The sequence below is a fragment of the Falsarthrobacter nasiphocae genome (assembly GCF_031456275.1).
GTDB classification, from domain to species: domain Bacteria; phylum Actinomycetota; class Actinomycetes; order Actinomycetales; family Micrococcaceae; genus Falsarthrobacter; species Falsarthrobacter nasiphocae.
On the sequence record NZ_JAVDUI010000001.1, the window covers coordinates 1,526,995 to 1,553,276 of the forward strand.

General features: G+C 71.5%; 21 protein-coding genes. 9 read left to right on the top strand and 12 right to left on the bottom strand.

Features of this window, described 5'->3' with window-relative positions; genetic code table 11:
* Window positions 1-67: 67 nt before the first annotated feature.
* Window positions 68-1,801, bottom strand: coding sequence for a phosphoenolpyruvate--protein phosphotransferase (gene ptsP / locus J2S35_RS06905; protein ID WP_309851401.1), 1,734 nt, complete (start codon window positions 1,799-1,801; stop codon window positions 68-70).
* Between the two features lie 588 nt (window positions 1,802-2,389).
* Here ptsP and J2S35_RS06910 point away from each other — a divergent pair.
* From J2S35_RS06910 to J2S35_RS06925, 4 genes are all read left to right on the top strand, one after another.
* Window positions 2,390-3,274: an MBL fold metallo-hydrolase gene (locus tag J2S35_RS06910; RefSeq protein WP_309851404.1), complete on the top strand. Its 885-nt coding sequence runs from the start codon at window positions 2,390-2,392 to the stop codon at window positions 3,272-3,274.
* Window positions 3,271-4,539, top strand: coding sequence for an MFS transporter (locus J2S35_RS06915; protein WP_309851407.1), 1,269 nt, complete (start codon window positions 3,271-3,273; stop codon window positions 4,537-4,539). The genes J2S35_RS06910 and J2S35_RS06915 overlap by 4 nt, the downstream gene beginning before the upstream one ends.
* 9 nt (window positions 4,540-4,548) lie before the next feature.
* On the top strand, window positions 4,549-5,673 hold the full coding sequence (locus tag J2S35_RS06920; RefSeq protein ID WP_309851409.1) for an enolase C-terminal domain-like protein: 1,125 nt from the start codon (window positions 4,549-4,551) through the stop codon (window positions 5,671-5,673).
* Window positions 5,674-5,787: 114 nt separating this feature from the next.
* Window positions 5,788-7,842: a PhoX family protein gene (locus J2S35_RS06925; RefSeq protein WP_309851411.1), complete on the top strand. Its 2,055-nt coding sequence runs from the start codon at window positions 5,788-5,790 to the stop codon at window positions 7,840-7,842.
* A 92-nt stretch (window positions 7,843-7,934) separates the two neighbouring features.
* Here the strand turns inward: J2S35_RS06925 and J2S35_RS06930 are convergent, their stop codons facing one another.
* Together J2S35_RS06930 and J2S35_RS06935 are read right to left on the bottom strand one after the other, a co-directional pair.
* Entirely contained in the window at window positions 7,935-8,591 is a 657-nt protein-coding gene (locus tag J2S35_RS06930) for an ATP-binding cassette domain-containing protein (RefSeq protein ID WP_309851413.1), read from the bottom strand.
* Between the two features lie 2 nt (window positions 8,592-8,593).
* A complete protein-coding gene (locus J2S35_RS06935; RefSeq protein ID WP_309851416.1) occupies window positions 8,594-10,543 on the bottom strand; it encodes a hypothetical protein in 1,950 nt (649 codons plus the stop codon).
* Between the two features lie 128 nt (window positions 10,544-10,671).
* Here J2S35_RS06935 and menD point away from each other — a divergent pair, with 128 nt between their 5' ends.
* On the top strand, window positions 10,672-12,492 hold the full coding sequence (menD, locus tag J2S35_RS06940) for a 2-succinyl-5-enolpyruvyl-6-hydroxy-3-cyclohexene-1-carboxylic-acid synthase (RefSeq protein ID WP_309851419.1): 1,821 nt from the start codon (window positions 10,672-10,674) through the stop codon (window positions 12,490-12,492).
* A gap of 90 nt (window positions 12,493-12,582) precedes the next feature.
* On the opposite strand, the gene J2S35_RS06945 is transcribed toward menD, so the two are convergent.
* From J2S35_RS06945 to J2S35_RS06960, 4 genes are all read right to left on the bottom strand, one after another.
* On the bottom strand, window positions 12,583-13,356 hold the full coding sequence (locus J2S35_RS06945; RefSeq protein ID WP_309851422.1) for an amino acid ABC transporter ATP-binding protein: 774 nt from the start codon (window positions 13,354-13,356) through the stop codon (window positions 12,583-12,585).
* A 10-nt stretch (window positions 13,357-13,366) separates the two neighbouring features.
* Complete coding sequence (locus J2S35_RS06950) at window positions 13,367-14,158, bottom strand: amino acid ABC transporter permease (RefSeq protein ID WP_309851425.1); 792 nt, start codon at window positions 14,156-14,158, stop codon at window positions 13,367-13,369.
* Window positions 14,159-14,252: 94 nt separating this feature from the next.
* The gene (locus J2S35_RS06955; RefSeq protein ID WP_309851427.1) at window positions 14,253-15,044 is read right to left on the bottom strand and encodes an ABC transporter substrate-binding protein; all 792 of its coding nucleotides are present in this window, start codon (window positions 15,042-15,044) and stop codon (window positions 14,253-14,255) included.
* A 74-nt stretch (window positions 15,045-15,118) separates the two neighbouring features.
* Window positions 15,119-16,468 carry an isochorismate synthase gene (locus tag J2S35_RS06960; protein WP_309851430.1) on the bottom strand — a complete coding sequence of 450 codons (1,350 nt, stop codon included), beginning with the start codon at window positions 16,466-16,468 and terminating at the stop codon, window positions 15,119-15,121.
* Window positions 16,469-16,534: 66 nt separating this feature from the next.
* On the opposite strand from J2S35_RS06960, the gene J2S35_RS06965 reads away from it, so the two are divergent.
* The 3 genes from J2S35_RS06965 (at window position 16,535) to J2S35_RS06975 (ending at window position 19,748) form a co-directional block, all read left to right on the top strand.
* Window positions 16,535-17,329 (top strand): demethylmenaquinone methyltransferase, encoded by a 795-nt coding sequence (locus tag J2S35_RS06965; RefSeq protein ID WP_309851433.1) that lies wholly within the window; start codon window positions 16,535-16,537, stop codon window positions 17,327-17,329.
* Window positions 17,329-18,612, top strand: coding sequence for a geranylgeranyl reductase family protein (locus tag J2S35_RS06970; protein WP_309851436.1), 1,284 nt, complete (start codon window positions 17,329-17,331; stop codon window positions 18,610-18,612). Before J2S35_RS06965 ends, J2S35_RS06970 begins: the two co-directional genes overlap by 1 nt.
* Window positions 18,613-18,734: 122 nt before the next feature.
* Window positions 18,735-19,748, top strand: a complete 1,014-nt coding sequence (locus J2S35_RS06975) for a polyprenyl synthetase family protein (RefSeq protein ID WP_309851438.1) — start codon at window positions 18,735-18,737, stop codon at window positions 19,746-19,748.
* 54 nt (window positions 19,749-19,802) lie between these two features.
* Here J2S35_RS06975 and J2S35_RS06980 read toward each other — a convergent pair whose 3' ends face one another.
* From J2S35_RS06980 to J2S35_RS07000, 5 genes are all read right to left on the bottom strand, one after another.
* Complete coding sequence (locus J2S35_RS06980) at window positions 19,803-21,278, bottom strand: MFS transporter (RefSeq protein ID WP_309851441.1); 1,476 nt, start codon at window positions 21,276-21,278, stop codon at window positions 19,803-19,805.
* A 136-nt stretch (window positions 21,279-21,414) separates the two neighbouring features.
* A complete protein-coding gene (locus J2S35_RS06985) occupies window positions 21,415-21,987 on the bottom strand; it encodes an HIT family protein (RefSeq protein ID WP_309851444.1) in 573 nt (190 codons plus the stop codon).
* Between the two features lies 1 nt (window position 21,988).
* Complete coding sequence (locus J2S35_RS06990) at window positions 21,989-22,411, bottom strand: hypothetical protein (RefSeq protein ID WP_309851448.1); 423 nt, start codon at window positions 22,409-22,411, stop codon at window positions 21,989-21,991.
* A gap of 95 nt (window positions 22,412-22,506) precedes the next feature.
* Window positions 22,507-23,160: a trimeric intracellular cation channel family protein gene (locus J2S35_RS06995; RefSeq protein WP_309851450.1), complete on the bottom strand. Its 654-nt coding sequence runs from the start codon at window positions 23,158-23,160 to the stop codon at window positions 22,507-22,509.
* Window positions 23,161-23,167: 7 nt separating this feature from the next.
* Window positions 23,168-24,688 (bottom strand): helix-turn-helix domain-containing protein, encoded by a 1,521-nt coding sequence (locus J2S35_RS07000; RefSeq protein WP_309851453.1) that lies wholly within the window; start codon window positions 24,686-24,688, stop codon window positions 23,168-23,170.
* Window positions 24,689-24,856: 168 nt separating this feature from the next.
* On the opposite strand from J2S35_RS07000, the gene gabT reads away from it, so the two are divergent.
* Window positions 24,857-26,200, top strand: a complete 1,344-nt coding sequence (gene gabT / locus J2S35_RS07005) for a 4-aminobutyrate--2-oxoglutarate transaminase (protein WP_309851456.1) — start codon at window positions 24,857-24,859, stop codon at window positions 26,198-26,200.
* The last annotated feature ends 82 nt before the right edge of the window (window positions 26,201-26,282 follow it).

The window sequence follows — 26,282 nt, forward strand, 5'->3', positions numbered from 1 at the left end:
GACGGACATGTGCTGAACTCGCCCCGTTTCGTCTGTGCGGGGTGGGGGCGGAGGGAGGGCTCGGAGGCTAGAGTCCGAGCTCGTCGAGGATGGGCAGCCTGGCGCGGACGGCCGTGCGGGCCTCGGCGGCGGTGTCGGACTCGAGCGCCACCTCGGCAAGAGTCCGCGCCTCCTCCGTGGAGACGCTCGCGAGGACGGCCGCGACGGCTGGCAGGGCGCGCGGCGTCATGGACAGGGAGTCCACGCCGAGGCCCACGAGCACGGCGGCCAGGGCCGGGTCGGCGGCGGCCTCGCCGCACACGCCCACGCTCCGGGGCGCGCCCGTGTCGGTCGCGGCCGCGGCCGCGCCCTCGGCGGTGGCCCTGATGAGGGCCAGGACGCCGGGCTGCCACGGATCGTTGAGCTCGGCCAGGGCGCCGAGCATGCGGTCGGCGGCCATGGTGTACTGCGTCAGGTCGTTGGTGCCGATGGACGCGAACTCGCACGAGCGGAGCACGGAGCGGGCACGCAGGGCGGCCGACGGCACCTCGATCATGACACCCGCGTGCTTCAGCCCAGCCTCAGCGCACAGGGCGGCGAAGTCTTCGGACTCCTCGACCGTGGCGATCATCGGCGCCATGACCCACACATCCGCGCCGGTCTGGCGCGCGGCGGCGGAGATGGCCTCGAGCTGGTTCGTCAGCACAGCGAGCGAGCGGGAGCGCGTGCGGTAGCCGCGCACGCCGAGGGCCGGGTTCGGCTCGCCCGCCTCGGTGAGGAACGGCAGGGGCTTGTCGGCTCCGGCGTCCAGCGTCCGGACCACGATCTTCGGGGACTCGACCTCGGCGAAGGCGCCGAACGCCTCCGCGTAGGAGGCCGTCTGCTCCTCGACGCTCGGCTCGTCGGCACGGTCGAGGAAGAGGAACTCGGTGCGGAAGAGGCCCACGCCCTCGGCCTTTGCGGCGGCGGCCGCCCGGGCATCGGCGGCGGAGCCGATGTTGGCGCGGAGGGGAATGCGGCGGCCGTCGGCGAGGCGGCCCTCGCCGTCGAACGTCAGGGGGTTGGCGGCCCGCTCGGCGTACGCGGCGGCGGCCGCGCGGCGCTCGTCGGTGACGCTCGTCGTCAGCAGCCCCGCGGCGCCGTCGACGTACACCTCGGTGCCGCTCGGCACCTCGTCGGCGCCGCGGGCGGCGACGACGGCAGGGAGGCCAAGCTGGCGCGCAAGGATCGCCGTGTGAGACTGGGGCCCGCCGTCGCTCGTGACGAGGGCCAGGACGATGCCCGGGTCGAGCGTCGCAGTGTCCGCGGGGGCAAGGTCCTCAGCGATGAGCACGAACGGCTCGTCGGACACCGGGATGCCGGGGGCGGGCTCTCCGCGCAGTTCGGCGACGATCCGCGCGCGGACGTCCTTGACGTCTGCGGTGCGCTCCGCCATGTAGCCACCGAGAGCGGTGAGCTGCTCGATGACCGCCTCCGCGGACTCCCAGACGGCCCGCTCCGGCGTGCGGCGGTCCGTGCGCACGAGTTTCATCGCGGACTTCGCGAGCGTGGGGTCGGCGGCCATGAGGGCGGTGGCCTTGAGGACGTCGCGCGCGCTGCCCGTGGCCCTCTCCGCGCGCTCGGTCAGCGAGGCCTTGACGGCGCCGGCGGCGTCCTTGATGCGCTGCGCCTCCGCCTCGGCATCGGCATCCGGGGCGAGCGTGGCGCCTGCGGTGGGCTCCGGGGCTGGCGAGGCCATGACCCGGGCCGGGCCGACGACGCGGCCGCCGCTCACAGGCGTGCCGGTGACCTCGAGGGAGGGGGATTCGCTGGGGGCGGTCATAGGGGGTCCTTCGACGTTCCGGTTAATCAGTGACCCAAGCCTACGCGAGCGAGGCGGGAATCCCGTGCGGGCGCGGGGGAGGATGGTACGAATCAAGGTGCGAGGGTGGTACGAATTCCGGTTTACCTTGTGTTTACTTCACAATTGAATCCCGCCGGGAGATGCGGGGCGCGGGCCCTACTTCCTAGTCATAACAAGGAAATTTAAAAGTAAGGCAAACCTAAGACGGACCCCTCCGTGGTTGTCAGACTTCACAACAGTTGGTAGTCTTGACCCCGTTGATGAGTGCTAGCGAACCCGCCCCAACGGGCGGCCAGGGGATGACGCCCAGGGTTCACAAACGCCTCAACCGGATCCAGCCTTCGGGCGGCTCTTGATCGGGGGATGAGGAGCTATGGATCCAAAGGCCCACTCAGCGCGTCGGGGGACGCGCCGAGTGGGCCTTCTGTCTTCCCCGGCCCCCGCTCTCGGCCCCGCCCTCGGCTCCGGCCCCTCGCCCCTGCCACCCCCCCCGCTCTCAGGGCCGGGCATAGGATGGCCACAGCGGGCTCGTCAGCGCGGCGAGCCCCCGGCACGGGAGGTGGGGCCATGGCCCAGTTCGCTCGCATCGCACCGGGCGTCTACGTCGCGCGGGAGCCCAAGCTCTCCATGAACACGGGCCTCGTCGTGGGCGAGTCTCGGGCGCTCCTCGTGGATACGAGCGCCGGCCCCGAATCGGCGTCCCGGGTGTGGGAGGCGGCCCGCGAGATCACGGACGTCCCCCTGGACATCGTCCTCACGCACGCCCACTATGACCACATCCTCGGGGTCGCGCGCCTGCGGGCCCTCGGGGCGGAGCGGGTCTGGGCCCACCCGGACTTCGCCGCCGCGGCCTCCCTGGACGAGGGGGACTGGCGGGCGGCCGCCGTCGTCGACCCCTCCGCCGTCCCTGGCGCTCCTGACGCCGACATCCCGGTGCCTGACAGCCTTCTCGAGCGGGAGCCGGGCCCGTCCCGGCGGGATGGGGCGGTCCGCGTGAGCCCCCGCGAGATCGACCTCGGCGGCGTGACCGCGAGCCTCTTCTGGCTGGGCCGCGGCCACACGGACCACGACCTCCTCGTGGGCGTGGGCCCCGTCCTCTTCGCCGGGGACCTCGTGGAGGAGGGCGGAGACCCGCACTTCGCGGGCTCGTTCCCGGACGAATGGGTCCGAACCCTCGGCAAGATCACGGCTCTCGAAGACCTGTACAGCGTGGTGGTTCCGGGGCACGGCGAGCCCGTGACGATGGACGCCGTGCGCGTGCAGCGGGCGGCCATGCGCCAGGCCGTGGGCATCACCCGCTCGGCCATGCGGGAGACGTCCACAGACCTGACCAAGGCCGTCCCGATCCTCCCCTACGGCCCCTCCCAGTCTCGGGCGCTGCTCCAGCGGTTGCGGGACCTCGACGCCCCCGTGCCGAGCCCGCCGCCTGCGTCCCCGCACCTCGAGGCATGAGCGAGGCCGAGTTCTCCCTTCGCTCCATCGCCGTCCCCGCGTACGGTCCCGCGATCCTCTACTCCGCCGCCACGGGCGGCATGCTTCCCCTCGTGGCCCTGGCCGCGCGGGACGCCGGGGCGAGCGTGGGCGTCTCGGCCATGATCCTCACTCTGTACAGCGTGGGCTCGCTCGCGATGTCCGTCCCGGCTTCCCTCATCACGGCCCGCTTCGGCGAGCGCGCGGCCCTGATCGGCTCGGGCCTCGTCTCCGCGGCGGGCATGTCCGTCACGGGCCTGACCACGAGCCTGTGGGCCCTGTGCGTGGGCCTCTTCGCGGCGGGCCTGGGGGTCAGTGTCTTCCAGGTGGCCCGCCAGTCCTTCCTCACGGTTGTCGCCCCGCCGCACATGCGGGCCCGCGCGCTCTCCACGCTGGGCGGCATGGCCCGGGTCGGCAGTTTCACGGGCCCGTTCCTCATGGCGTTCCTCTTGTCCTTCACGGACCTCCGCGGCGCTTTCCTCGCCACGGCGGCCCTGGCGGCCCTCGCCGCGCTCTTGTGCCTCGCGGTCCCCAGCGAGGAGGCTCTTGCGGCGCGCGTCGTCGGCGCCCGTCTCGCCTCCGGCGCCCCCGGCTCTCAGCGGGCGACGACGCCTGCCGCCGCACCCGGCCCCCGCACGCGCGTCAAGGACGTTCTGGGGCAGCGCAAGCGCAGCCTCGGGACGATCGGCCTGGCCATGGTCCTTCTGAGCGCCGTGCGGCAGACGAAGTACTCGATCGTTCCCCTCTGGGCCGCTCATATCGGGCTGGACGCGCAGCAGGCGGCCATCGTCGTCGGCCTCTCCAGCGCGGCCGACATGCTCCTCTTCTACCCGGCGGGCCGGCTCATGGACCTCCGCGGCCGGTGGATCATGGGGGTCGGCTGCCTGGGCGGCATGGGGCTCTCGATCGCGGGGATGTCGCTGACCTCGGGGCCGTGGACGCTCATCACGGCGGCGGTGGCCATGGGCCTGAGCAACGGCCTCGGCTCAGGGATCGCCATGACGCTTGCGGCGGACCTCAGCCCGGACCCCGGGCGGGCGCAGTTCCTCGGCCTGTGGCGTCTCGTGCAGGAGTCGGGCTCGCTTGCGGGACCGGCGAGTTTCGCGCTCGTCGTGGACGTGGTGTCGCTCGCGGCTGGCCTGTGGTGGATGGCCCTCGTGGCGTTCGGTGGCGTGGCGCTCGTCGTCGCCTATCTGCCGCACCGGCCGGGCCCGGTGACGCCGTTGGAGGAGCGCCGCCCCGCCTAGGCTGGAGGGATGAACACCGAGTCTGACACGGCCCTGCCGTCCTGGGACGAGGTCCGCGAGAACCTGCGCGTGGTCCGCATTCCCCTGGCTGTCCGCTTCCGCGGTGTGACGGAGCGGGAGGCCGCACTCATTCGCGGCCCGCACGGCTGGGCGGAGTGGTCCCCGTTCCTTGAGTACGGTCCCGGGGAGGCGGCGTCCTGGCTTCGGGGCGCCGTCGAGGCGGCGTTCACCGGGCTCCCTGCGCCGCGCCGCGCCTGGGTGCCAGTCAACGCGACGGTGCCGGCCGTGACCCCGGACCGGGTGGAGTCCGTGCTGCTCCGCTACGGGGAGCGGGCTCTCGGCGGGGACGGCGCTGGGCTGACGGTCAAGGTCAAGGTCGCGGAGGCGGGCCAGGGTGCTGAGGACGACGTCGCTCGCCTGGCGGCCGTGCGGGCCGCCGTTCCCCGGGCCACCCTGCGCGTGGACGCGAACATGGGGTGGGGGGACCCCGCGCGCCTGGCGGGGGACAGCCCCGCGGTGCCCGGTGCAGCCGCATCCGAGTCCGCCGCGCCGGAGGACGTCTCGGCGGCGGTGGACGCCTTGGAGCGCCTCGCCCCGTTCGGCCTCGAGTACGCGGAGCAGCCCGTGGCGACCGTCGCGGGCCTGCGGGCCGTGCGAGAGGAGCTGGCCCGCCGCGGCACCCCGGTGAGGATCGCGGCGGACGAGTCGATCCGCAAGGCCAGCGACCCGCTCCGCGTGGCCCGGGAGGACGCCGCGGACCTCCTCGTGGTCAAGTATGCACCGCTCGGCGGCGCCCGTCGGGCCCTGCGGGTCATCGCTGACTCGGGTCTGCCCGCCGTCGTCTCCAGCGCGTTGGAGACGTCCGTGGGGCTGACGTCCGGGGTGGGGCTCGCCGCCGCTCTCCCGTCCCTCGAGTTCGCGTGCGGTCTCGGGACGCTCTCCTTGGCTGAGGACGACGTCGCCCGGGAGCCGCTGCGGGTCGAGGCCGGGGAGGGAGGGGGCCTGAGGCTCCCCGTCCGCCCGGTTGAGGTGGACCCGGAGCGGGCGGACGCCCTGGCCGTCTCGGTGGACCGGTACAGGGCCTGGGAGGAGAGGCTGCGCGCGGCCTTCGAGGTCATACTCCGGGACGTATAGCGGGGTTTACCTGGCGTTTGTGAGCGGGTCATGGTGCGGCCCACTTCGTCGGGGAGGGTGAGGGAACGGCCGCCCGGTCTCACGGCGGCAAAGCTCTCTCCCGAGGTGAACACCATGGCTATCGACCGTCTTCTTCCGATGCTCGGACACACGCGCGGCAAGCGCTCGCCGGTCACGTGTGCGCTCAAGTGCGACAACGCCTGCGCAGGCGAGGTCTGCAACACGTCGAAGAACTCCTACTTCCGTGACATCGTCTCCAACGAGGTGAGCCGCCGCACCGCCCTCGGCGCCGGCGCCGCCGCGGCCTTCGCCGCCACGGTCACGCTGAACGCGGCGTCCGAGGCGTCGGCCGCCGCCGCCGGGCCCGTCGCCCCGGCACAGCCCGCTGCTCCCACCGCCACCGTCATCCCGTTCACGGAGGACGGGTTCGTGGGCTTCCAGCCCATCGCGCCGGTTCCGGCGGACCGTGACCAGGTCACGGTGCCGGCGAACTTCACGTGGACGCCGATCATCCGCTGGGGTGACCCGCTGTTCGCTGATGCGCCCGAGTTCGATCCGAACAACCAGTGCGCCACGGCCCAGTCCCGCCAGTTCGGGTACAACAACGACTACACGACGATCATGCTCCACCCGAACTTCGCCAACGGGCTCCGCGGCGTCATGTTCGTCAACCACGAGTACACGAACCCCGAGATCATGGTCCCGCCGAGCATGGACAAGGCCGAGGCCCGCGCCATCTCGCAGAACGCCCACGGGCTCACCGTCGTCGAGCTGGTGAGAGAGACGGTGTACTCGCCTTGGCGCTATATCAAGGGCGGGGCCCTCAACCGTCGTTTCCTCCTCGACACGACGTTTGAGCTCACCGGCCCCGCGGCGGGCAGCGACCTTGTCAAGACCAAGGCGGACCCCGAGGGCCGCTGGGTCAAGGGCACGTTCGCGAACTGCTCCGGCGGCGTGACGCCGTGGGGCACCGTGCTCTCGGGCGAGGAGAACTTCCACGGCTACTTCGTCGGCAAGGGCAAGAGCGCCGAGGAGAAGCGCTACGGCATTACGGACAAGGAGACCACACACGGGTGGGAGCTTGACGACCCGCGCTTCTCCGCAAAGAATGCCGGCTACGAGAACGAGAGCCACCGCTTCGGCTACGTCGTCGAGGTGGACCCGTTCAATCCCACGTCCACGCCGAAGAAGCGCACCGCCCTGGGCCGCTTCAAGCACGAGGGCGCCAACGTCATCATCGCGCAGAACGGCAAGGTTGTGGCCTACTCGGGCGACGACGAGCGCTTCGACTACCTCTACAAGTTCGTCTCGAAGAACACGTACCGCTCGTGGGACCGCGCGCACAACATGACGCTCCTCGACGAAGGCGACCTCTACGTGGCCAAGTTCAGCGGCAACTCCCCGGAGTCTGAGATCGATGGCACGGGCAAGACCCCGAGCGACGGCAAGTTCGACGGCACGGGCGAGTGGCTCCCGCTCATCAAGGATGGCAAGTCCATGGTGCCGGGCATGACCGTGGAGCAGGTCGCCGTGTTCACGCGCCTCGCCGCGGACCTCGTGGGCCCCACGAAGATGGACCGCTGCGAGGACGTCGAGCCGAGCCTGCATACGGGCAAGGTCTACGTGGCGTGCACGAACAACTCCAAGCGCGAGACGGCCGATGAGGTCAACCCGCGCGTCAAGAACCGCGACGGCCACGTCGTCGAGATCACCGAGCGCGGGGGCGACCAGACGAACACGAAGTTCGACTGGAACCTTCTCCTCGTGGCCGGCGACCCGCGTCAGGGCGACGTCACCTACTTCTCCGGGTTCCCTGTGGACAAGGTCTCGCCGATCTCCTGCCCGGACAACGTGGCGTTCGACGAGATGGGCAACCTGTGGATCTCCACGGACGGCGCCCCCGACGGCATCGGCTACGCGGACGGCCTCTTCCGCGTCCAGCTCACGGGCCCGGAGCGCGGCAAGACCACGCAGTTCCTCGCCGTTCCCCGCGAGGCCGAGACCTGCGGCCCGTTCATCAACGCGCGGGACGGCTACGCCGTCGTCGCCGTTCAGCACCCGGGCGAGGACGGGACCTGGGCAGACCAGCACTCGGCCTTCCCGTACGAGGGCAACACGGTTCCGCGCCCGGCCGTCATCCAGGCGCTCCCGGTGCGCCGCTGGGGCTAAACCCCTGACGGCCTGACCTCGGTCAGGCAGCCGAAACGGCCCCGGTCTACCCCGCATTCAGGCGGGGGAGACCGGGGCCGTTCTGCGTGCGCCTACGGCTGAGGGGGCGTGTGGAGGCGGGTCGTCTCGTCGCAGGCGGAGATCATCTCCTCGTCATGGGTGGCGACGACGACGCTGGCGCCGCGCTCTGCCGCCGTCCGGAGGAGGCGGATGACCGTGGCGCGGTTCTCGGGGTCCAGGCTCGCGGTGGGCTCGTCCGCGAAGAGGTACGCCGCATCCTTGATGGGGGCGCGGGCGATGCTCACGCGCTGCTTCTCGCCGCCGCTCAGGGTGCTGACGAGCGCGTCCTGGCGCCCCTCCAGTCCCACGAGGCGCAGGGTCTCCGCGAGTTTCTCGGCGAGGGCGGCGGTGGGGGCCTTCTTCTTGTCGGAGAGGAAGACGTTCTGGAGAACCGTCCAGTCCGGGACGAGGCCGTAGTCCTGGAAGACGAACGCGGCTCGGTCCCGCCAGAACTGGAGTTTCCGGGCCTCCCTCCACCCGGAGGTGTCCTTGCCGTCCACGCTCACGGTGCCCTGTGTGGGCTTGAGGAGGAGGCCGAGGCAATTGAGGAGCGTCGTCTTGCCGGAGCCGCTGGCCCCGATGAGCCCGTGGATGCGCCCGGAGGGGAAGGCGAGCGGCGGGGCGGTGAGGGTGGTTCGGCCGCCCTGCTGCATGGTCAGGGCCGAGGACTCGATGAGGGGCTGGGCCATGGTCAGGCCTTTCGTGCGAGGGTGTGGCGGAAGACGGACTGGGCGGCGGCGAGGTGGGCCGGCACGGTGACGGCCGCGAACACGAGCACGGCCAGCAGGGCCGCCCACGCGAACGGGGTGTCGAGTGCCGCATGGACGGCGAAGGCGAGGCCGGCGCAGAGGATGCCCACGAGCGCCTCGGTGACGAAGCGCTGCCGGAGTACAGCGGTCCAGGCGGCACCGCCGATGCGCCGGGGGAAGAGCCGGTCCCGGTCCAGGAGGCAGTGAACGCGCGCCGAGAGGACGGTCCCCGCGATGAGAGCGAGGAGGATCAGGGCGAGGGCGAACGCTCGGTTGGCGGCCTTGTACGCCTCGCTCTGGCTGCGCTCGAGCCCCTGGTCCGCGACGCGGTCCACGGAGAGCACGTACGGCTGGAGCCCGTGCTTCTCGATTCCTGTCAGGGCGGACTGGGCGTCCATGAAGACCAGCCCGGACTGGGAGATGATCGAGCCGATGAAGCTCGGGTTGAAGACGTCGGGAATCGAGTCCACGGTGAGCAGGAGCGGCCGCTGTGCGGTGACGAGCGTGGCGTTCCCTGTCCCGCTGACCGCAGCGACGGGGCGGGGCACGGCGGGGTCCACGGTCAGGTAGCTGATGCCGCTGGCGCCCCGGCTCGTGCCGCGGACCCACAGTGCCAGAGAGTTGGCGAGGTCCTTCGAGCTCTGAGGTCCGAGGGTGTCCGGGCTGGCGGGAATGAAGCGGGCGCCAGTCTCCCGGGAGACCCTGTTGAGGTAGGCGCGGTTGACGATGAAGACGCCGTCGTGCTGGCCGAGGCCGCCTTCGTCGGTGACGGTGGGCGGCACGGACGTGGACAGGAGGGCCTTGCCCGCCTTGTCCTGCTCGCCGGTGAACGCTGCGACATCCCCCATGATCTCCTGGAACAATTCCTCAGATTCGAAAGCGACTCGGAGGCTCACGCTCTCGCCCATGACCCGCCATTGGGCGTTCTGGGCGGACATCCCCGCGGCCGTGGCGATGGACGTGGCTGTGCTGGGCAGGGTGAGCGCCACGAGCAGGACGGAGGCGGCCTTGACGAGCCCTCCGACGGCCGCGTGACCGCTCACGGGAGGGCGACGGGAGGCGATGATGGCCAGGCTCGGCCGCGTCAGGGCCCCGACGAGCAAGAGGGACGCAGCCGTGGCGACAGCGACCCCGCACAGCGTGACCGCCGCAGGTGCGGCGAAGGAGGCCAAGGCGCCTTGTCCCCGCAGCAGCCCGACGAGAAGCGCAGCGATGGCCATTCCCGCGAGTGCCGGGACGGCGGCGAGGCGCGCGAACACCTGAAAGTCTTCACGAAGGATTCGAGAGGGCGGCATGCCTCCAGCCATTCGGAAGGCACGGGAGGCCGAGCGGTGCATGGACCAGCTGACGGCGCAGAGAATCATGACGAGAAAAGCCGCAGCGAGGGCTGATCCGTAGCCATTGTCGAGAATAGTGCCGAAAACGAGGAGCGGCGTCGAGGGCGTTTGAACGGAGACGGTGATTCCGTTGTCTCTCATCCAGGAGGTGAGGTCGGCTAACTGCGCCTCGTCCAGCCTGGCGAGATAGGTGCCATCCAGGTTGGCCGTCCCCAATTGCGTAACAGGGTGAACGTCGCCGTGGAAGGTGCGGTCGTACCACGGGATGGGCCCGTCGGCCGGGCCTGAACCGGTCAGCCGGTACAGCGAGCGCCCGTGCATGAAGTCCTGCGGGTCCGGGACGGACTTGGCGATCCACTGGCCCTCGGCCACCGGTACGTTGAGACCGGCGAGGATTTCCTCGCGTGAAAGCGGTGACTTCTTGACCGAGACGCCGAGGACGTGCTGGGCGCCGAGCGGGAGATGGGAATCCCGGCTCTTGACGTAGGCATCCGAAACGAGAAGCGCGAAGCCGACGAGCAGGAAGACTGACAGGCGGACGATCGTCTTGAGCACGCTCTATTACTACAACGTTCGTGATTGCCGTGACAAGTCCCTGCCTTGACGGCGCCGAGTCCAGCCCAGGTTAGTCTCGCGCTCGGGGGCCTCGTGCCGCCGCCGGGTGCCGGGGATAGGCTGGACGCGTGGCAGCCTTGAACGCACTCGACACGGCCCGGACCCTCCTCCTCGACCTCATTGACGGCGGCGTGCGCGACGCCGTTCTCGCCGCGGGCTCCCGCAGCGCCCCGTTCGCCTACGCCCTCGCTGAGCTCGAGGCCCGCGGCCTCATCCGCGTCCACGTCCGCGCGGACGAGCGGGTGGCCGGCTTCACGGCCCTCGGCCTGAGCCTCGCCACTCACCGCCCGGTCCCTGTCATGACGACGTCGGGCACCGCCGTCGGCGAGCTCCTGCCCGCCGTCATGGAGGCCGCCCACGCGGGCGTGCGCCTCCTCGTCCTCTCGGCGGACCGCCCCGAGGAGCTGCGCGGCACCGGCGCCAACCAGACCACGCGCCAGGCGGGCCTCTACCCGCTCCATGCGCGGGCGAGCATCGAGCTCGAGGCCGAGCCCGAGGACGCTCATGTTGTCGCCGAGGCCGTCCGGGCGGCGCTCGCGGCCGCGGCCGGCACGGCCACCGATCCTGCCGGACCGGTCCAGCTCAACGTGTCCTTCCGGGACCCGCTCGCCCCGGCCCCGGGCTGGGCCGCGGACGGGTCTGACCTCAGTCCGGCGCTCGCGGAGCGGCTCCGGCGCACGGCGGAGGCCCACCCGGACGGGGTCCTGGACGCCGTCGTCGTGGAGGACACCAGTTCAGACCAAGGGGGGCCGGAGGCCGGCCGCCGGGCTCAGGCCCAGGTCCCCGCTCGCGCCGCAGGCGAGGGGCAGAACGCGGGGGAGACTGCCACGGACGTCGCAGGCCCGGAACTCGCGGTCTCCGCGGAGCCCCGCAACACCGCGGTCCTCGCGGGGCACGGCGCGGGGGAGCAGGCCGCGTTCTTCGCCGCCCGCCTGGGCCTGCCGCTGCTCGCCGAGCCGAGCTCCAATGCGCGCTTCGGCCCGTCCGCCATTCAGGCGCCCCGCCTCGTCCTCGGCGAGTTCGCGGAGCGGGTCGAGCGCGTCGTCGTCTTCGGCCGCCCCACCCTCTCCCGGCCGCTCGCGCGCCTCATGGCCCGCACGGATGTCGAGCGCCTCCTCTACGCGCCGCAGCCGCCGGCCTGGTTCGAGCAGAGGCGCCGCACAGACCGCCTCGTCACCGACCTCGCCGAGCTCGAGCGCGCCGCCGGGCCCGCCCCCGAGGGCTGGCTCGCCGCCTGGCAGGAGGCCGGGGCGGACGCCGAGGCCGCCATCCACGGCCTCCTCGCCTCGGAGGAGGAGCACGTGTCCGGCCTGCATGTCGCGGACGCGGTGTGGGAGGCCTCGGACGGGAACCTCGTCCTGGGCGCCTCGAACCCCATCCGGGACGTGGACCTCGTGGCCTCGCCGGGCTGGCACCCCATCGACGTGTACGCCAACCGGGGTCTCGCCGGCATCGACGGCACGGTCTCCACGGCCCTCGGCATCGCGCTCGGCTCCGGCATCCCCTCGCGCGTCCTCGTGGGGGACGTGACCTTCCTGCACGACGCCGGGGCGCTCCAGTCCGCACCCGGCGAGGCCCGGCCGGATCTGCAGATTGTGGTGCTCAACGACGGTGGCGGACGCATCTTCGGGCTCCTGGATCACGGCGCCGTGGGGCGGGACAACGCCGCCGCAGGCTCCGTCGTCGAGCGCTTCTTCGCGACCCCGCACACGGTGGACATCGCTGCGCTCTGCCGTGCGTACGGAGTGGAGCACCGCGAGGTGCGGCACGCGGAGGAGCTCTTCGAAGCCCTGGACGGGCAGCCGCGCGGGGTGAGCGTCGTGGAGGTCAGGGTGGACGCGGAGCGCGCCGCAGACATGAACGGGGCCGTCCTCGAGGCTCTCGCCTAGGACGGCCCCGGTCAGGGTGTCGCGGTGGGGCAGCGCGCCCCGGTCGGTGTGGGGGCCCGTGCGCCGGACTGACCGGCGGCCCCGCTCGAGTCAGACCTCGACGTGGTTCGGGTTGAGCACGCGAGCCAGGAAGTCCTGCGTGCGCTGGTGCTGCGGGTTGCCGATGACCTCGGCGGAGGGCCCGCGCTCGACGACGACGCCCTTGTCCATGAAGACGACCTCGTCCGCGACCTCGCGGGCAAAGCCCATCTCGTGGGTCACGACGAGCATCGTCATGCCGTCGTTGGCGAGGCGGCGCATGATCGCGAGGACGTCGCCCACCGTCTCCGGGTCGAGGGCGGACGTCGGCTCGTCGAAGAGCATGAGCTCGGGCTCCATGGACAGCGCCCGGGCGATGGCGACGCGCTGCTGCTGGCCGCCCGAGAGCTGCGCCGGGTAGCGGTCCGCGAGGTCGCCGAGGCCGACGCGCTCGAGGTGGCCGCGGGCGGTCTTCTCGGCCTCCGCCTTGGAGCGCTTGAGCACCTTGATGGGGGACACCGTGCAGTTCTCGAGGACGCTCAAATGCGGGAAGAGGTTGAAGTGCTGGAACACCATGCCCACGCGGCGGCGCATCGCGTCCAAATCGACGTCGGGGTCCGTCGCCTCGAAGCCGCCCACGTGGATGGTGCCCTCGGTGGGGGTCTCGAGGAGGTTGACGCACCGCAGGAGCGTTGACTTTCCAGAGCCGGAGGGGCCAATAAGGCAGACGACCTGTCCGGGCTCGACGGTGAGGTCAATGCCCTTGAGGACGTGGTTCTGGCCGTAGTGCTTGTGCAGGCCGACGATGCTGACGCCAGCAGCGCGGGGTGTCTGAGTCTGATCCATCGCGAGTCTCCTAGCGCTTCGTCTTGGCGGCGTTGGCTTCGAGGCGGCGCACCACGAACCCGAGGGGGATCGTGATGACGAGGTAGAGGGCGCCGGCGAGCACGAGGGACGTCAGGCCCATGTTGGGCAGCTGGAGCCCGTCCTGGCCCATCTTCGTCAGCTCGAACTGGCTAGCGCTCATGCCGATGATGTAGACGAGGGAGGTGTCCTTCGTCAGGACGACGAACTCGTTCATGAGCGGCGGCAGGACGATCCTGAATGCCTGCGGGATGATGATGCTCGTCATGGCGCGCCAGGACGGCATGCCGAGCGAGCGCGCGGCCTCCATCTGGCCCGCGGGGACGGCCTGGAGGCCGGCGCGCAGCGTCTCCGCGACGTACGCGGCGGACACGAGGCCGAGGGCGATGGTCACCGAGGCGATGAGGTCGAACCGGATCTCGAAGGCGAGGGGGATGCCAATGCCGACGGCGGCGAAGACCAGCAGGGCCGGGACGCCGCGGAAGAACTCGATGTAGATCGTCGCGATCCACCGCCACACGGGGACGCTGCTCATCTTCATGAGCGCCAGAAGCAGGCCCAGGAGGGAACCGGCGATGAACGCGCACACCGTGTAGATGATGGTGTTGCGCAGGGCGATCGTGATGATGTCCGGGAAGAGGACCTTGGCGGCCTCGACATTGAAGAACGAGGCGCCGATCTGCTTCCAGTCAGCCGCGAGGGCGACGGCGACGACGATCGCGGCGAGGAGCGCGTACTGCGCCCAGCGCCAGTAGCGCGCGCGGGTGCGGGCTGAGAGGGCCATGAGGTGTTCCTGCTTCTCCTGTGAGGTGGGTGGAGCGGGTGGGACTGTACTTTACAGCGCCCGGCGGGCGGGCTGAACCCGTGTCCAGGCGGGGTCAGGAGCCTGCGCCGAACCAGCGCTTCTTGGACTCAGCGAGGCGCCCGGAGGACTCGTAGCGCTTGAGGCTCTCGTTGACGGCCTTGAGGAGAGGCTCGTTGCCCTTCTTGAGGGCGATCCCGAGCGTCTCGCCGGTCTCGTACTCCTCGATGAAGTGCAGGGGCGAGCCCTCGCCTGCGGTGTACCCGAGGACGGACCGGTTGCCGATGGCCCCGTGGACCTGTCCGCTCTGGAGGCCCTGGATGAGCGTGCCGGTGTCCTTGAAGATCGTGGCGTCCACGCCCTTCTCCTCCGCGAAGTCGGCGCCCGTGGTGCCGGCGACCACGCCGATCTTGACCTTCTTGGCCTCGGCGAGGTTCTTCACGGGCGAGGACTTGGGGACCATGAGGCCCAGGTTGTCCGAGTAGTACGGCGTGGAGAACGCCATCTTCGTCTTCCGGGCGTCGGTCATGGAGATGGAGCTGATGGCCACGTCGCAGTCGTTGGCGTTGAGCGCGGACGCGGACTGGATCTGCTCGAAGGGCGTGACGATGACGTCCTTCTCCACCTTGAGGTCCGCGGCGATCGCGTCGGCGAGCTCCATGTCGAACCCGGTGATCTCCCGCTGGGCGTTCATGAACTCGAACGGCGCGTACGGCATGTCCGCGCAGACGGTGAGCTTGGACGAGTCCTTGAGAGCGTAGGGGTTCTCCGGGGTGGCTTCCACGTTGGTGGAGTGGCAGGCCGTGAGGACGAGCCCGCTCAGGACGGCGAGGGCTGCGGCTCGTGCGGCGAGCGGCTTCGAGATCATGGGGGTCTCCGTTCAGGCGGCCTCATGGAGGGGCGCGCTGCGGGTGCGGCCCCGGGGAACCTCCAGAGTACCCGTCAGATTCGGGTGGAGGGCCTCTCGAGGCCGAAGGCGTCCAGAACGGGCCGCATCTTGGCCCAGGACTCGAGGAGCTCCGATTCGGGATCGGACCCCGCGACGATCCCGCACCCGCCGAAGACCCGTGCAGAGACGGGGGAGTCGAGGACGGTGCCCCGGAGGGCGATGCCGAACTCGCCGTTGCCTGCCGCGTCCACCCAGCCGACGGGCCCCGCGTAGTGCCCGCGGTCCATGCGCTCGAGCTCCCGGATGATGAGGGAGGCGACGAGCCGCGGCGTCCCGCACACCGCCGCGGTGGGGTGGACCGCCTCCGCGAGGTCCAGGGCGGACGGCGCCCGGCCGTCGTCGCCCACCTTGACGGAGACGTCCGAGGCGAGGTGCCAGACGTTGGGGAGCTCGAGGACGAAGGGCTCGGAGTCGTGGACGAGCTCGGGCGCGAAGGGCGCGAGCTCGGACACGAGTGACTCGATGGCGAGGCGGTGCTCGTGAACCTGCTTCGCCGAGCCGAGGAACTCGGCGCGGGCGTCGTCGATCGTCGCGTCCGGCCGGGCCTGGCGGTCGATCGTTCCCGCGAGGACGCGCGCCTGGACGTGGCCGTCGATGACGCGGATGAGCATCTCGGGCGTCGCCCCGATGAGGCCGTCGACCGAGTACGTCCAGCAGGAGTCGTAGGCCCGGGCGAGGCGGCGGGTCAGCTCGGACCGGGAGATCGGCGACTCGGTGCGCACGACGACGTCCCGGGCCATGACGATCTTCGTCACCTCGCGCTGGTTGATCGTGGACACCCCGGTGGCGACGGCCGCCACCCATTCGTCCTCGCCGAGCGCCCCGGGCGTCACGGCGTCCGCGGCGGAGCGCTCCCGGTCCGGCTCCCGCAGGGCTGCGAGGCGGACGGCCTCGGCGTGCGCGAGCTCCGGTGTCAGTTCCTCGGACGGGTCGGTGGAGAGGATGGTCAGCCAGGGGCGGACGCTCTCGCCGTGCGTCCTCGAGAAGGAGGCTTCCGGGTGGCCGACGACGACCCGCGGGACGATGAGCTCGCTGGCGACGGGGGAGCGCTTGGAGTACGTGATCTTGGCGAACGCGAAGGCGCCCGAACCGGCGAGGCCGGGGGCCTGGCCCGCGCCGCCCGTGGCCGCGCGGAACTGCGCCTGCAGGTCGGCGAAACGTCCGGGACCTGTGGCCGTGAAGCGGGCCGTCTCGCCGAGGCCCACGAAGCCGCGTCCCTCCCGGATCCACGCCAATGCGCCCGCCACGGCGGTCAGCGGACCGAGCGTTCCCGCGGTGAGCCCCAGCTCTTCGGCGGTCCCTGCAGACAGGGGAACGGTCAGGGAAGAGAGGGGAGGGGCCATGCGGTCCAGTCTATCGCTCGCCGAGCGGAACGGGCGGGCGGCTGACAGTGGAAGAATGGAGGAGTGATGACTACTCCCCAGGGCCCTGACCGCACCTCTCCGCGCACAGCGGGGATGGACAAGAACCCCGCCGAGGTCGCCTCGATGTTCGACCAGGTGGCGCCTCGGTACGACCTGCTCAATGACATCCTCGCCCTCGGGCAGACGCGGGGCTGGCGGCGCGCGACCGTTGCCGCCGTGGACGCCCGCCCGGGTGAGCGGGTCCTGGATCTCGCCGCCGGCACCGGCACGTCCAGCGAGCCCTACGCCGACGCCGGGATCGAGGTCGTCGCGGGCGACATCTCCGAGGGCATGCTCGCGGTAGGCCGGGAACGGCGCCCGGACATCGAGTTCGTCTACGCGGACGCGCTCGACCTGCCGTTCGAGGACGAGTCCTTCGACGTCGTCACCATCTCCTACGGCCTGCGCAACGTGCAGGACACGAGCCGGGCACTCGCCGAGATGCTCCGCGTGCTCAAGCCGGGCGGCCGCGTCGTCGTCGCCGAATTCTCCCGCCCGGTCAACCCCCTCTTCCGCACCGTCTACATCGAATACCTCATGCGGGCGCTGCCTGCCGTGGCGCGCGCCGTCTCGCCGAACCCGGACGCGTACGTCTACCTCGCGGACACGATCCGCGAGTGGCCCGGCCAGGAGGAGCTCGCTCAGGAGTTCGCGGAGGCGGGCTTCCAGGACGTCGAATACCGCAACCTGACCGGAGGCATCGTCGCCCTCCACCGCGCCGTCAAGCCAGCGCAGACGGGACCGGGCGCGCCGACGCCGGCTGAGCGTCTGCGGCGCCGGGCGGCCCGGGCCGCGTACTGATGCGCGTCGTCATCGCAGGCGCCGGGCCGGCGGGTTCCACGGCCGCGTGGCACCTCGCCACGGCAGGGGTCGAGGTCACCGTTCTCGAGAAGACGCGCTTCCCCCGGGAGAAGGTCTGCGGGGACGGGCTGACGCCGCGGGCCGTGCGGGAGATGCAGCTCATCGGGCTGCCCCACGGGCCCGAGCAGGGCTACACGCGCACCAAGGGCCTCAAGCTCATCGCGGCCGGGCGCGAACTCGAGCTGCCCTGGGCCTCGCCGGAGTTCCCCGACTACGGCCTCGTCCGCACCCGGCTCGGCTTCGACGAGCAGCTCGCGGAGCACGCTCGCGCTGCCGGGGCCCAGATCCTTGAGGGACACCAGGTCACGGGCGTCATCGAGGAGGGCGGCCGCGTCGTCGGGCTCTCCGCCGCGCTCCTCGACGAGAACGGCCGGAAGACCGGGGAGACCGCCGAGTTCCGCGCGGACCTCGTCCTCGCCGCGGACGGCAATTCAACGCGGACCGCCGTGTCCAAGGGGCTGGCCAAGCGGGACGACCGCCCCCTCGGCGTGGCCTACCGGGCCTACTTCGAGTCCCCCCGCACCCACGACGAGTGGATGGAGGGCTGGCTCGAGCTCCCCGACAAGGAGGGGCGCCCCCTGCCCGGCTACGGCTGGATCTTCGGCGTGGGAGACGGCACGGTCAACGTGGGCCTCGGCATTCTCAACTCCTCCCGCCAGTTCGGGCGGCTGGACTATCGGCAGGTCCTCAAGGACTGGACGGCGGCCATGCCCGCAGAGTGGACCCTGGACCCGGAGCACCAGCGCGGGCGCATCCTCGGAGCGGCCCTGCCGATGGGGTTCAACCGGACCCCTCACGTCAGCCCCGGCCTCCTCCTGCTCGGCGATGCAGGCGGCATGGTGTCTCCGTTCAACGGCGAGGGGATCTCGTACGCCATGGAGTCGGCTCGCCTCGCCGCGGACTTCGTGGTCCGCGGGCGGGACGCGGCGCGCGGCCTCGAGCCGGGCGCGGCGCGGGCGGCAGCGGACCGGGCCATTGCCGAGTACGCCGAGTGCGTGCGCTGGCACTGGGGCTCGCACTTCGCCCTCGGATCAGTGTTCGCCAAGCTCATCGGCTCGCCGCGCGTCATGCGCGCCGCGCTCGCCACGGGCATGCCGGTGCCGCCGCTCATGAAGTTCGTCGTTCGCCTCATGGCCAACCTGACGACGAAGGACGCGGTGGGCCTCGAAGACCGTGCGATTCGGCTCATTGAGCGAATGACCCCGCGCACAACTAATATGTAGATCATGCCCCGCGGGCGCCTCTGCGCCCCGCCTTCGGCCGTTCCGAGCCCGTCCTATGGCGACTGTTCGGTTCAACGCATAGATGAGAGTGGATTTCAGTGACTGATAGGACGAGCGCCGGCATGTCCCTGCCGGCAGGCTTCGGGCTCATTGCGGAGGACCCCGCCATGGGTCCCCAGGTCACCGCCCAGCTTGCGCGGATCGAGGAGCTGCTCCGCGAGTCGGTCGCCAACACCGATGCGTTCGCGGACCAGACGTCCCGGCACTTGGTCGAGGCCGGCGGCAAGCGCATCCGTCCCCTCCTCGCGGTGCTCGCGAGCCACCTCGGGGACCCCTCGCGGGACGAGGTCGTCACGGCGGCCGTCGTCGTCGAGCTCACCCACCTGGCCACCCTCTATCACGACGACGTCATGGATTCCGCTCCCATGCGCCGCGGCGCTCCCACGGCCCACGAGCTGTGGGGCAACTCGGTCGCCATCCTGACCGGCGACCTCATCTTCGCGCGGGCGTCCACGCTGGTGTCCGATCTCGGGGGGCGCGCGCTCAAGATCCAGGCGGAGACGTTCGAGCGCCTGTGCATGGGCCAGCTCCAGGAGACGCAGGGCCCTCGTGACGGGGAGGACCCCCGCGCCCACTACATCTCGGTGCTGGAGGGCAAGACGGGCTCGCTCGTCGCGGCCGCGGGCCACTTCGGCGCCATGCTCGCGGGCGCGCCCGAAGAGCACATCGACGTCATGGTCCGCTACGGCGAGAAGGTCGGCGTCGCGTTCCAGCTCGCGGACGACGTCATTGACGTCACCGGGGCCAAGGAGAAGGCCGGCAAGCGCCCCGGGACGGACCTCCGGGAGGGCGTCCCCACGCTTCCCGTGCTCCTCTTGCGGGAGCGCGCGGCTGCGGATCCGGGCGACGACGACACCCGCCGGGTGCTGGGCCTCGTGGACGGGGACCTGAGCTCGGATGAGGCGCTCGCGGACACCGTGGCGGCCCTCGCCGCCCACCCTGTGGCCGAGGAGTCCTGGGCCATCGCCCGCTCGTGGGCGGACGAGGCCGTGGCGGCCCTTGCCCCGCTCCCGGAGAGCACGGTCAAGGCCGCGCTGACGAGCTTCGCGCACGCGGTGGTCCACCGGGACGTCTAAGCCGCGCGGCAACCAGTTCACGGCGATCGGACCGGCCGCCGGGCGCGTGTCAGTTCACCCTGTGCTGGCGCCGTCCTTCTCGGCGGCACGCGGGGTCTGCCACGGCACATCGCGGAAGACGCGGTGGCTCATGAGCCCCGCCGCCGCGATGAGGCAGCCGCCGATGACAAAGGCGATCCTGTAGCCGTGCTCCGCCATGAAGGCTGGGCCCATCTGCGAGCCCCACCAGGCGTAGCCCGCCCAGATGCTGAGCCCGACCGTCGAGGCCGCCTGGAAGACCCCGGCAAAGGCGGCGCTGATGTTTCCGTGCAGCGCGCGAGGGCTCGCCTGGAGCCGGGCCGCCTGGAAGATGCCCGACATCAGGCCGAGGAAAAGGCCCTCCGCGCACGTGGCGGCCAGGGCCACGGGCCACAGGGGGGAAAGCCCCTTGACGACGAAGCTGGCGCCAAACCCCACATAGCAGAACGCGGGCCATCCGTTCCACGTGATGCGGGATCGCGTCAGGGGCACGAGCAGTGACCCCGCCACGAGCCCGATTGGCCCTGCGACCTGGAGGAGGCCGAAGTCGGCTGTGGGGCGGCCGAACGTCTCGGTCGTGAAGAAGACGCCGAACGCCTCTCGTGAACGGTTCCCGAGCGCTTCCGTCACCATGAGAAGGATGAAGATCCAGCCGTGCCGTACGTAGCGGAGGGACCGGAGGCCGCCGCGGCGGGTTCCCCCGGAGCTCACGTTCCTCTCGTGGCGCGCCCCCTCTGCCTGACTCTGCCCGGCGACGACCTGGGCAGACCGCTTCTTGAGGCGGGTTGTCACTCTGCGGGCGAGGGCGACCCATGGCTGGGCGGTGGCGTCGGCGCTCATGCTGGCCATGCTCTTCCATGTCAGGGGGAGGCGCTGCCCTGCGCGGTGCGTGTCGATGGCCTTGTGAGACGGGGACTGGAGAAGAGCGAGGGCCGCCGCATGGATGGCGCACACGCACAGGAGTGTCGCGACGATGGAGCGCGAAGCGAGGACGGCGGCGATCGCAGGGGCCGAGAACGCGGCGAACAGGACGATGCGGAATTCAAGGGTGAGGTAGCGGGTCTGATCCTCCTTGCTGAAGGCGTTGGCGACGAAGATGCGGGTTGCCGCCTGGAGAGTGGTATCCCGCGCGGAGATGAAGACCTCCAGGAGCGCGAGCAGACCGAGAGTCAGGAACGGGCGCGAGGGGTCCGCGGTGACGACGACGGCGAGAAGGCAGAGGGTCGTGACGAGGTTTTGCGCTTGGGCCCACCGGAAGATGCCGTAGGGCCGGAAGCGATCCGCCGCCGCCCCGGCTTGTTTCAGGAGGACGAAGATGCTGAGCCCGGTGACGGCCATGAACGCGGCCGCGGCGGTCGCGGGATCGAGCTCAGTGCGCGGCAGATAGCCGGTCGTGAGCCAGATGAGCGTGCCCGTCACGATGAAGGATGACGAGAACGTCTCCAGAACGCGCTGGCAGACCACAGCCTTGGCTCCCGGGGCCGACAGCACCGGCGTGACCGTGCCGCTCATGAGCGAGCGCTCTGCACGTGGGAGGGGGCCTGCTCGGGGCCCGAAGAGCGCGTTGAATCCGGCATGCGCAATCACCTCCACCGAGAATTGTGTTATTCATAACACATAAACTCAATGGGTGGCGCTTGTCAAGACCTCAGCCGCCGCGGACCCGCAGGAGCGCCTCTCGCAGCTCGAGGGCCAGCTCCGCTCGGCGGTGCGGCGGCACGATCGGGCGGCGCATCGGCCCGCGGCCCCAGCCGTCGTCGGCCCAGCGGGGGATGACGTGGTCATGGTAGTGCCAGACGTGCTGCGAGCCGTGGGGCTCGTTGTTCTGGCGGATCGTCACGCCCTCGCAGCCCCACGCGATCTTGACGGCCACGGCGACGTCCCGCACCGTGCGGGAGACGGCGGCGAGCTGGGCGTCCGTCATCCGGTAGAGGGACTCGGTGTGCTCGCGGGGGACCACCATGGGGTGCCCTGGCCGCGGCTCGAACCCGTGCGAGGCGATGAGGACGAGGACCTCCCCGTCCGCCCACACGAGGTCCCCAGGCTCGCAGAGGTTCCGCGGATCGCTCGTGTCCCCGTCCCGCAGCCCGCAGTACGGGCACGCGTAGCCATGCGGCGCGTGGGACGGGAAGAGGTCGGGGTGCGCGGCCACGGCTGCGGCGGCGCTGAGGCGCTCAGGTGACGACGACGCCGGGCCGCCCGGCTCAGACACCGCCGTCACGTCAGTCCTCCTCGTCGAAGACCCACTCGAAGTGGTCGAAGACGAACTCCGTGAAGGTGCCGTCCTCGCTGATCCACTGGCCGCGGGCATTGTGGCGCCGGTAGACGATGGGGTCCGGGAGGGCGACGTCCGAGGCGCGCATGCCCCACGTGTACTCCTCGTTCTCGTCCTCGAGGAACATGAGGAAGCCGTCCTCGTCCACCTCGAGCTCGTCCGGGTCCCAGAAGAAGTGGTACGCCTCCATGAGCTCCTCGCAGGAGCCCAGGGTCAGGTAGAACTCGCGCAGGGCGAGCGGGATGCTCACGCGGGCTTCGGCCAGGAGCGCGTCGAGGCGGTCCGGCTCGATCCCCTCAGCGGGGGTCCAGCGCTCGTCGAGGTAGGTGGGAACCAGGGACTTGAACTTCTCCGCGAATAATTCAGGCACGCTCCCACCCTACCGGCCCGCCGCATGCTCGGGACCCGGTTGTGGACAACTCCGCCCCGCGCCCCTCGCGGCGGTCTGGTCAGGCGAGGACCGGACTATGCGCGCCGCGAGGAGACGCGGACGGCGGCCGCCGCCGAGCGGGCGTGAACCGAGAGTGGTGCCTGCCACCCGCCGCGGTGGGCCGCGATGCGGAAGACGAAGACTGAGGCGGCGACGACGAAGCCCGTGACGAGGTTGTAGGCCCCGAGTCCCCAGAGCGCGGCCGTCAGGGCTGCGCCGACGAGGGCGGGGATCGCGTAGATGTCGTGCCGGTTGAACAGGCTGGGTGTCTCGTTGGCCACGACGTCCCGGAGCACGCCGCCGCCCACCGCCGTCGTGACCCCGAGCAGCACCGCCGAGATGGGGTGCAGGCCATGCTGGAGCGCGCGAGAGGTCCCGCTGATGCAGAACAGGGCCAGGCCGGCCGCGTCCGCCACGAGGAGCCAGTTGGTCTGCCTCAGGAACTGGGTCGAGGCCGCGTACACGCTGAGCGCCGCGAGGGCCACCGGTGCCAGGTAGACAGGGTTCGCGAAGGAGTTGGGCACTCCCACGTTGATGATGAGGTCCCGCACGACACCCCCGCCCAGGCCCACGAGTGAGGCCAAGAAGAGGGAGCCGATGATGTCGAACTCCCGCCGGGCTGCCATGAGCGAGCCTGAGACGGCGAAGAAGTACACGCCCAAGAGGTCGGCGGCCAGGGAGAGAGTCATGTGCTGATCATCCCATCTCGCCCGTGGGCGCGGCGGGCTCCCGTCCGGAATCCGGCCGCGCGGCGGGGTGCGCGAGATCCCACGCGCTCATCGCGAGGTAGAGGTGCGCCAGCCCATCGGTCCGGGACGGGTCGTGCCCCGTGAGCTCGCGGACCTGCTCCATCCGGTGCCGGACCGAGTTGCGGTGCAGGCCGAGCTCGGCCGCGACGGCCTGCACCGCGCCGTCGAGCCTGAGGTAGGCACGCAGGGTCTGCACGAGGTGGGGCCCCTCCGCCGCAAGCGGCCTGATCGTCTGCTCGGCGAGCTCAGCTGTCGGGGCGTCGGCGCTCGCGAGGAGGAGGGAGGTGAGCGTGAGGCGCTGGGCGTGGACCGTCTCTCCTGGCCGGGCGGCGCGGGCGGCGGCGCGGGCCTCGTGCCATGCCCATGTCAGCCCGCTGCGGCGGTACGGGCGGCTCACGCCCACGCTGGCGGCGAGCCCCGCGCGGGACAGGGCGGCGTGGAGCGCGGCGGTCTCCGCTGTGAGGGACACGATGACGAGCGCGTCCTCGATGCTCGCGGTCCTCTCGATCCCGAGGTCCTCCAGCCCCCGGTTCCCGCGCCCGCCGAGAGTGAGCGCCGCGAGGGACCGGCGCTGAGGGGCCGGGACGCGGACGACGACGATCCGGTGCGGCCCGTCGTCGACCCCGAGGGACTCGAGGCGGGCCTTGGCTTCCGCGCCGCGGATGCGTCCCTCGATGATGTCCCGCAGGACCTGGCCCGCGGCCTCGCGCTCTCGGAGCAGTGCCCGGTTGTCGTTGGCGAGCTCCACGCCGAGGAGGCTGCGGGCGTAGTCGGCGGCGGCCTGGGCGTGGAGCGCGGCCGCGGGGCCAGGGCGGGTGGCGAGCGTGGCGCGGTCCTTGAACCCGGTGGGGATGGACTGCTCCGTCCAGGTGGTGGTCTCGTCGCGCCCGCCCGTCGTCGCCTCCGCCTCGAGGGAGCCGTACCGCAGGATGCGCGCGTCCCCGTCGATGAGGCGCGAGAGCTCGGCCAGCAGCGCCTGGCGGCCCCGCTCCCGGCCGCCGGAGAGGAGGGCGGCGGCGAGCCGGCGGTGCGCGTCGAGGAGGCCGGTGACGCCGGCCGCGTGCTCTTGAGCGGTGCGGGTGGAGACGAATCGGCCCACGGCCACGAACGGCGTGGGCTCGGGGACCTCGATGAGCGGCAGCCCCTGGGCCTGGGCCTCCTCCGCCACGGCCTTGGGGATGGCGGACCAGGGCAGCTGGGAGCCCGGGGAGGAGACGCCGACGCCGAGGGCCGCCGCGCCGTACGCCGCCACGGCCTTGACGAAGGCGCGGCGCTGCTGCTCCGTGCGGAGGCGGACGCCGGTCGTCAGGACGAGCTCGCCGCCGTCGAGGTAAGGGGACGGGTCGGGGAGCTCGGTCGGCGCGACGGCGGAGACGGTGACGGCGGAGCCCCCGTTCGCGGACGGAGGCACGATGAGCCGGAGGTCGAGGTCCGCCTCGGCGAGGAGGTCGGAGAGGGTGACGGGCACGGGGGCTCTCCTTGGCTAGGGCGTGCGCGCGTCGCCGCGGGGGAGGGCCCGCGAGGCGCGGTGTGCGTCTGTCGCACCCAGGATACCGGTCGTTGTGCGGGGGCACTTCGGGGCCGTGGTCGTGGTCACTAGAGTGGAGGCAACGACCCGAATCGGAAGGACTCTCCCATGACTCAGACCACCGCCTCAGGCTCGCGGCTCGAGCAGACTCGCCGCGTCGGCGAGTTCCCCGGGCCCCGCTCCCGCGAGATCGCCGAGCGCCGCAGCGCCGCGGTCGCCGCGGGCGTCGCCTCGAGCGTTCCCGTCTACGCCGCTGACGCGGACGGCGGCGTCGTCGTCGACGTCGACGGCAACTCGTTCGTCGACCTGGGATCCGGCATCGCCGTGACCAGCGTCGGCGCGTCCGACCCGGCCGTGGCCAAGGCCGTCGCCGAGGCAGCCGCGCACTTCACCCACACGTGCTTCATGGTCACCCCGTACGAGGGCTACGTGAAGGTCGCCGAGCGCCTCAACGAGCTCACCCCCGGCGACCACGCGAAGAAGACGGTCCTCTTCAACTCCGGTGCGGAGGCCGTGGAGAACGCGGTCAAGATCGCCCGCGCGGCCACGGGCCGCAACGCCGTCGTCGTCTTCGACCACGCCTACCACGGCCGCACGAACCTGACGATGGCGCTGACCGCCAAGGCGATGCCGTACAAGCACGGGTTCGGGCCGTTCGCGCCCGAGGTCTACCGGGTGCCCATGAGCTACCCGTTCCGCGAGGAGAACCCGGACATCACGGGCGCCGAGGCCGCCAAGCGCGCCATCACGATGATCGAGAAGCAGGTCGGCGCGGACCAGGTCGCCGCGATCCTCATCGAGCCCATCCAGGGCGAGGGCGGGTTCATCGTTCCCGCCGAGGGCTTCCTGCCCGCGCTGTCCGAGTGGGCCACGGCCAACGGCGTCGTCTTCATCGCGGACGAGGTCCAGGCCGGCTTCTGCCGGACTGGCGAGTGGTTCTCCGTGGACCACGAGGGCGTCGTGCCGGACCTCGTCACGACGGCCAAGGGCATCGCCGGCGGCATGCCGCTCTCCGCGGTCACGGGGCGCGCTGAGCTGCTCGACGCCGTCCACGGCGGCGGCCTCGGCGGCACGTACGGCGGCAACCCCGTCGCCTGCGCGGCTGCCCTCGCGGCCATCGAGACGATGGACCAGCAGGACCTCCGCGGCAGGGCCCGCCGGATCGAGGAGATCGCCCGCGAGGTGCTCGAGCCCCTCGTGGGCCAGGGCGTCGTCGGCGAGATGCGCGGACGCGGCGCGATGCTCGCTCTCGAGCTCGTCCGCCCGGGCACCCGCGAGCCCAACCCGGAGGCTGCCAAGGCGATCGCCGCCGCCTGCCTCCAGGAGGGCGTCCTCATCCTCACGTGCGGAACGTACGGAAACGTCATCCGCCTCCTGCCGCCGCTCGTGATCGGCGAGGAGCTCCTGCGGGACGCGCTCGGCGTGCTCAAGGAGGCCATCGCGGCGCAGTAGCGCCCAGGCCGCTCCGGCCTCGCCCCGCGCGGCGAGGACGGGCTACGCGAGAGGCCGGCAAGACCCGAGACAGGGTCTTGCC

What these genes read in the sequence shown, in the direction of transcription:
- J2S35_RS06965 (WP_309851433.1), top strand. Translation starts at nt 16,535, where the DNA reads ATGACTACTCCCCAGGGCCCTGACCGCACCTCTCCGCGCACAGCGGGG.
- J2S35_RS06950 (WP_309851425.1), bottom strand. Translation starts at nt 14,158, where the DNA reads ATGGCCCTCTCAGCCCGCACCCGCGCGCGCTACTGGCGCTGGGCGCAG.
- J2S35_RS06960 (WP_309851430.1), bottom strand. Translation starts at nt 16,468, where the DNA reads ATGGCCCCTCCCCTCTCTTCCCTGACCGTTCCCCTGTCTGCAGGGACC.
- J2S35_RS06930 (WP_309851413.1), bottom strand. Translation starts at nt 8,591, where the DNA reads ATGGCCCAGCCCCTCATCGAGTCCTCGGCCCTGACCATGCAGCAGGGC.
- J2S35_RS06980 (WP_309851441.1), bottom strand. Translation starts at nt 21,278, where the DNA reads ATGAGCGGCACGGTCACGCCGGTGCTGTCGGCCCCGGGAGCCAAGGCT.
- J2S35_RS06925 (WP_309851411.1), top strand. Translation starts at nt 5,788, where the DNA reads ATGGCTATCGACCGTCTTCTTCCGATGCTCGGACACACGCGCGGCAAG.
- J2S35_RS06975 (WP_309851438.1), top strand. Translation starts at nt 18,735, where the DNA reads ATGTCCCTGCCGGCAGGCTTCGGGCTCATTGCGGAGGACCCCGCCATG.
- J2S35_RS06910 (WP_309851404.1), top strand. Translation starts at nt 2,390, where the DNA reads ATGGCCCAGTTCGCTCGCATCGCACCGGGCGTCTACGTCGCGCGGGAG.
- J2S35_RS06920 (WP_309851409.1), top strand. Translation starts at nt 4,549, where the DNA reads ATGAACACCGAGTCTGACACGGCCCTGCCGTCCTGGGACGAGGTCCGC.
- J2S35_RS06915 (WP_309851407.1), top strand. Translation starts at nt 3,271, where the DNA reads ATGAGCGAGGCCGAGTTCTCCCTTCGCTCCATCGCCGTCCCCGCGTAC.
- J2S35_RS06945 (WP_309851422.1), bottom strand. Translation starts at nt 13,356, where the DNA reads ATGGATCAGACTCAGACACCCCGCGCTGCTGGCGTCAGCATCGTCGGC.
- ptsP (WP_309851401.1), bottom strand. Translation starts at nt 1,801, where the DNA reads ATGACCGCCCCCAGCGAATCCCCCTCCCTCGAGGTCACCGGCACGCCT.
- J2S35_RS06995 (WP_309851450.1), bottom strand. Translation starts at nt 23,160, where the DNA reads ATGACTCTCTCCCTGGCCGCCGACCTCTTGGGCGTGTACTTCTTCGCC.
- J2S35_RS06955 (WP_309851427.1), bottom strand. Translation starts at nt 15,044, where the DNA reads ATGATCTCGAAGCCGCTCGCCGCACGAGCCGCAGCCCTCGCCGTCCTG.
- J2S35_RS06970 (WP_309851436.1), top strand. Translation starts at nt 17,329, where the DNA reads ATGCGCGTCGTCATCGCAGGCGCCGGGCCGGCGGGTTCCACGGCCGCG.
- gabT (WP_309851456.1), top strand. Translation starts at nt 24,857, where the DNA reads ATGACTCAGACCACCGCCTCAGGCTCGCGGCTCGAGCAGACTCGCCGC.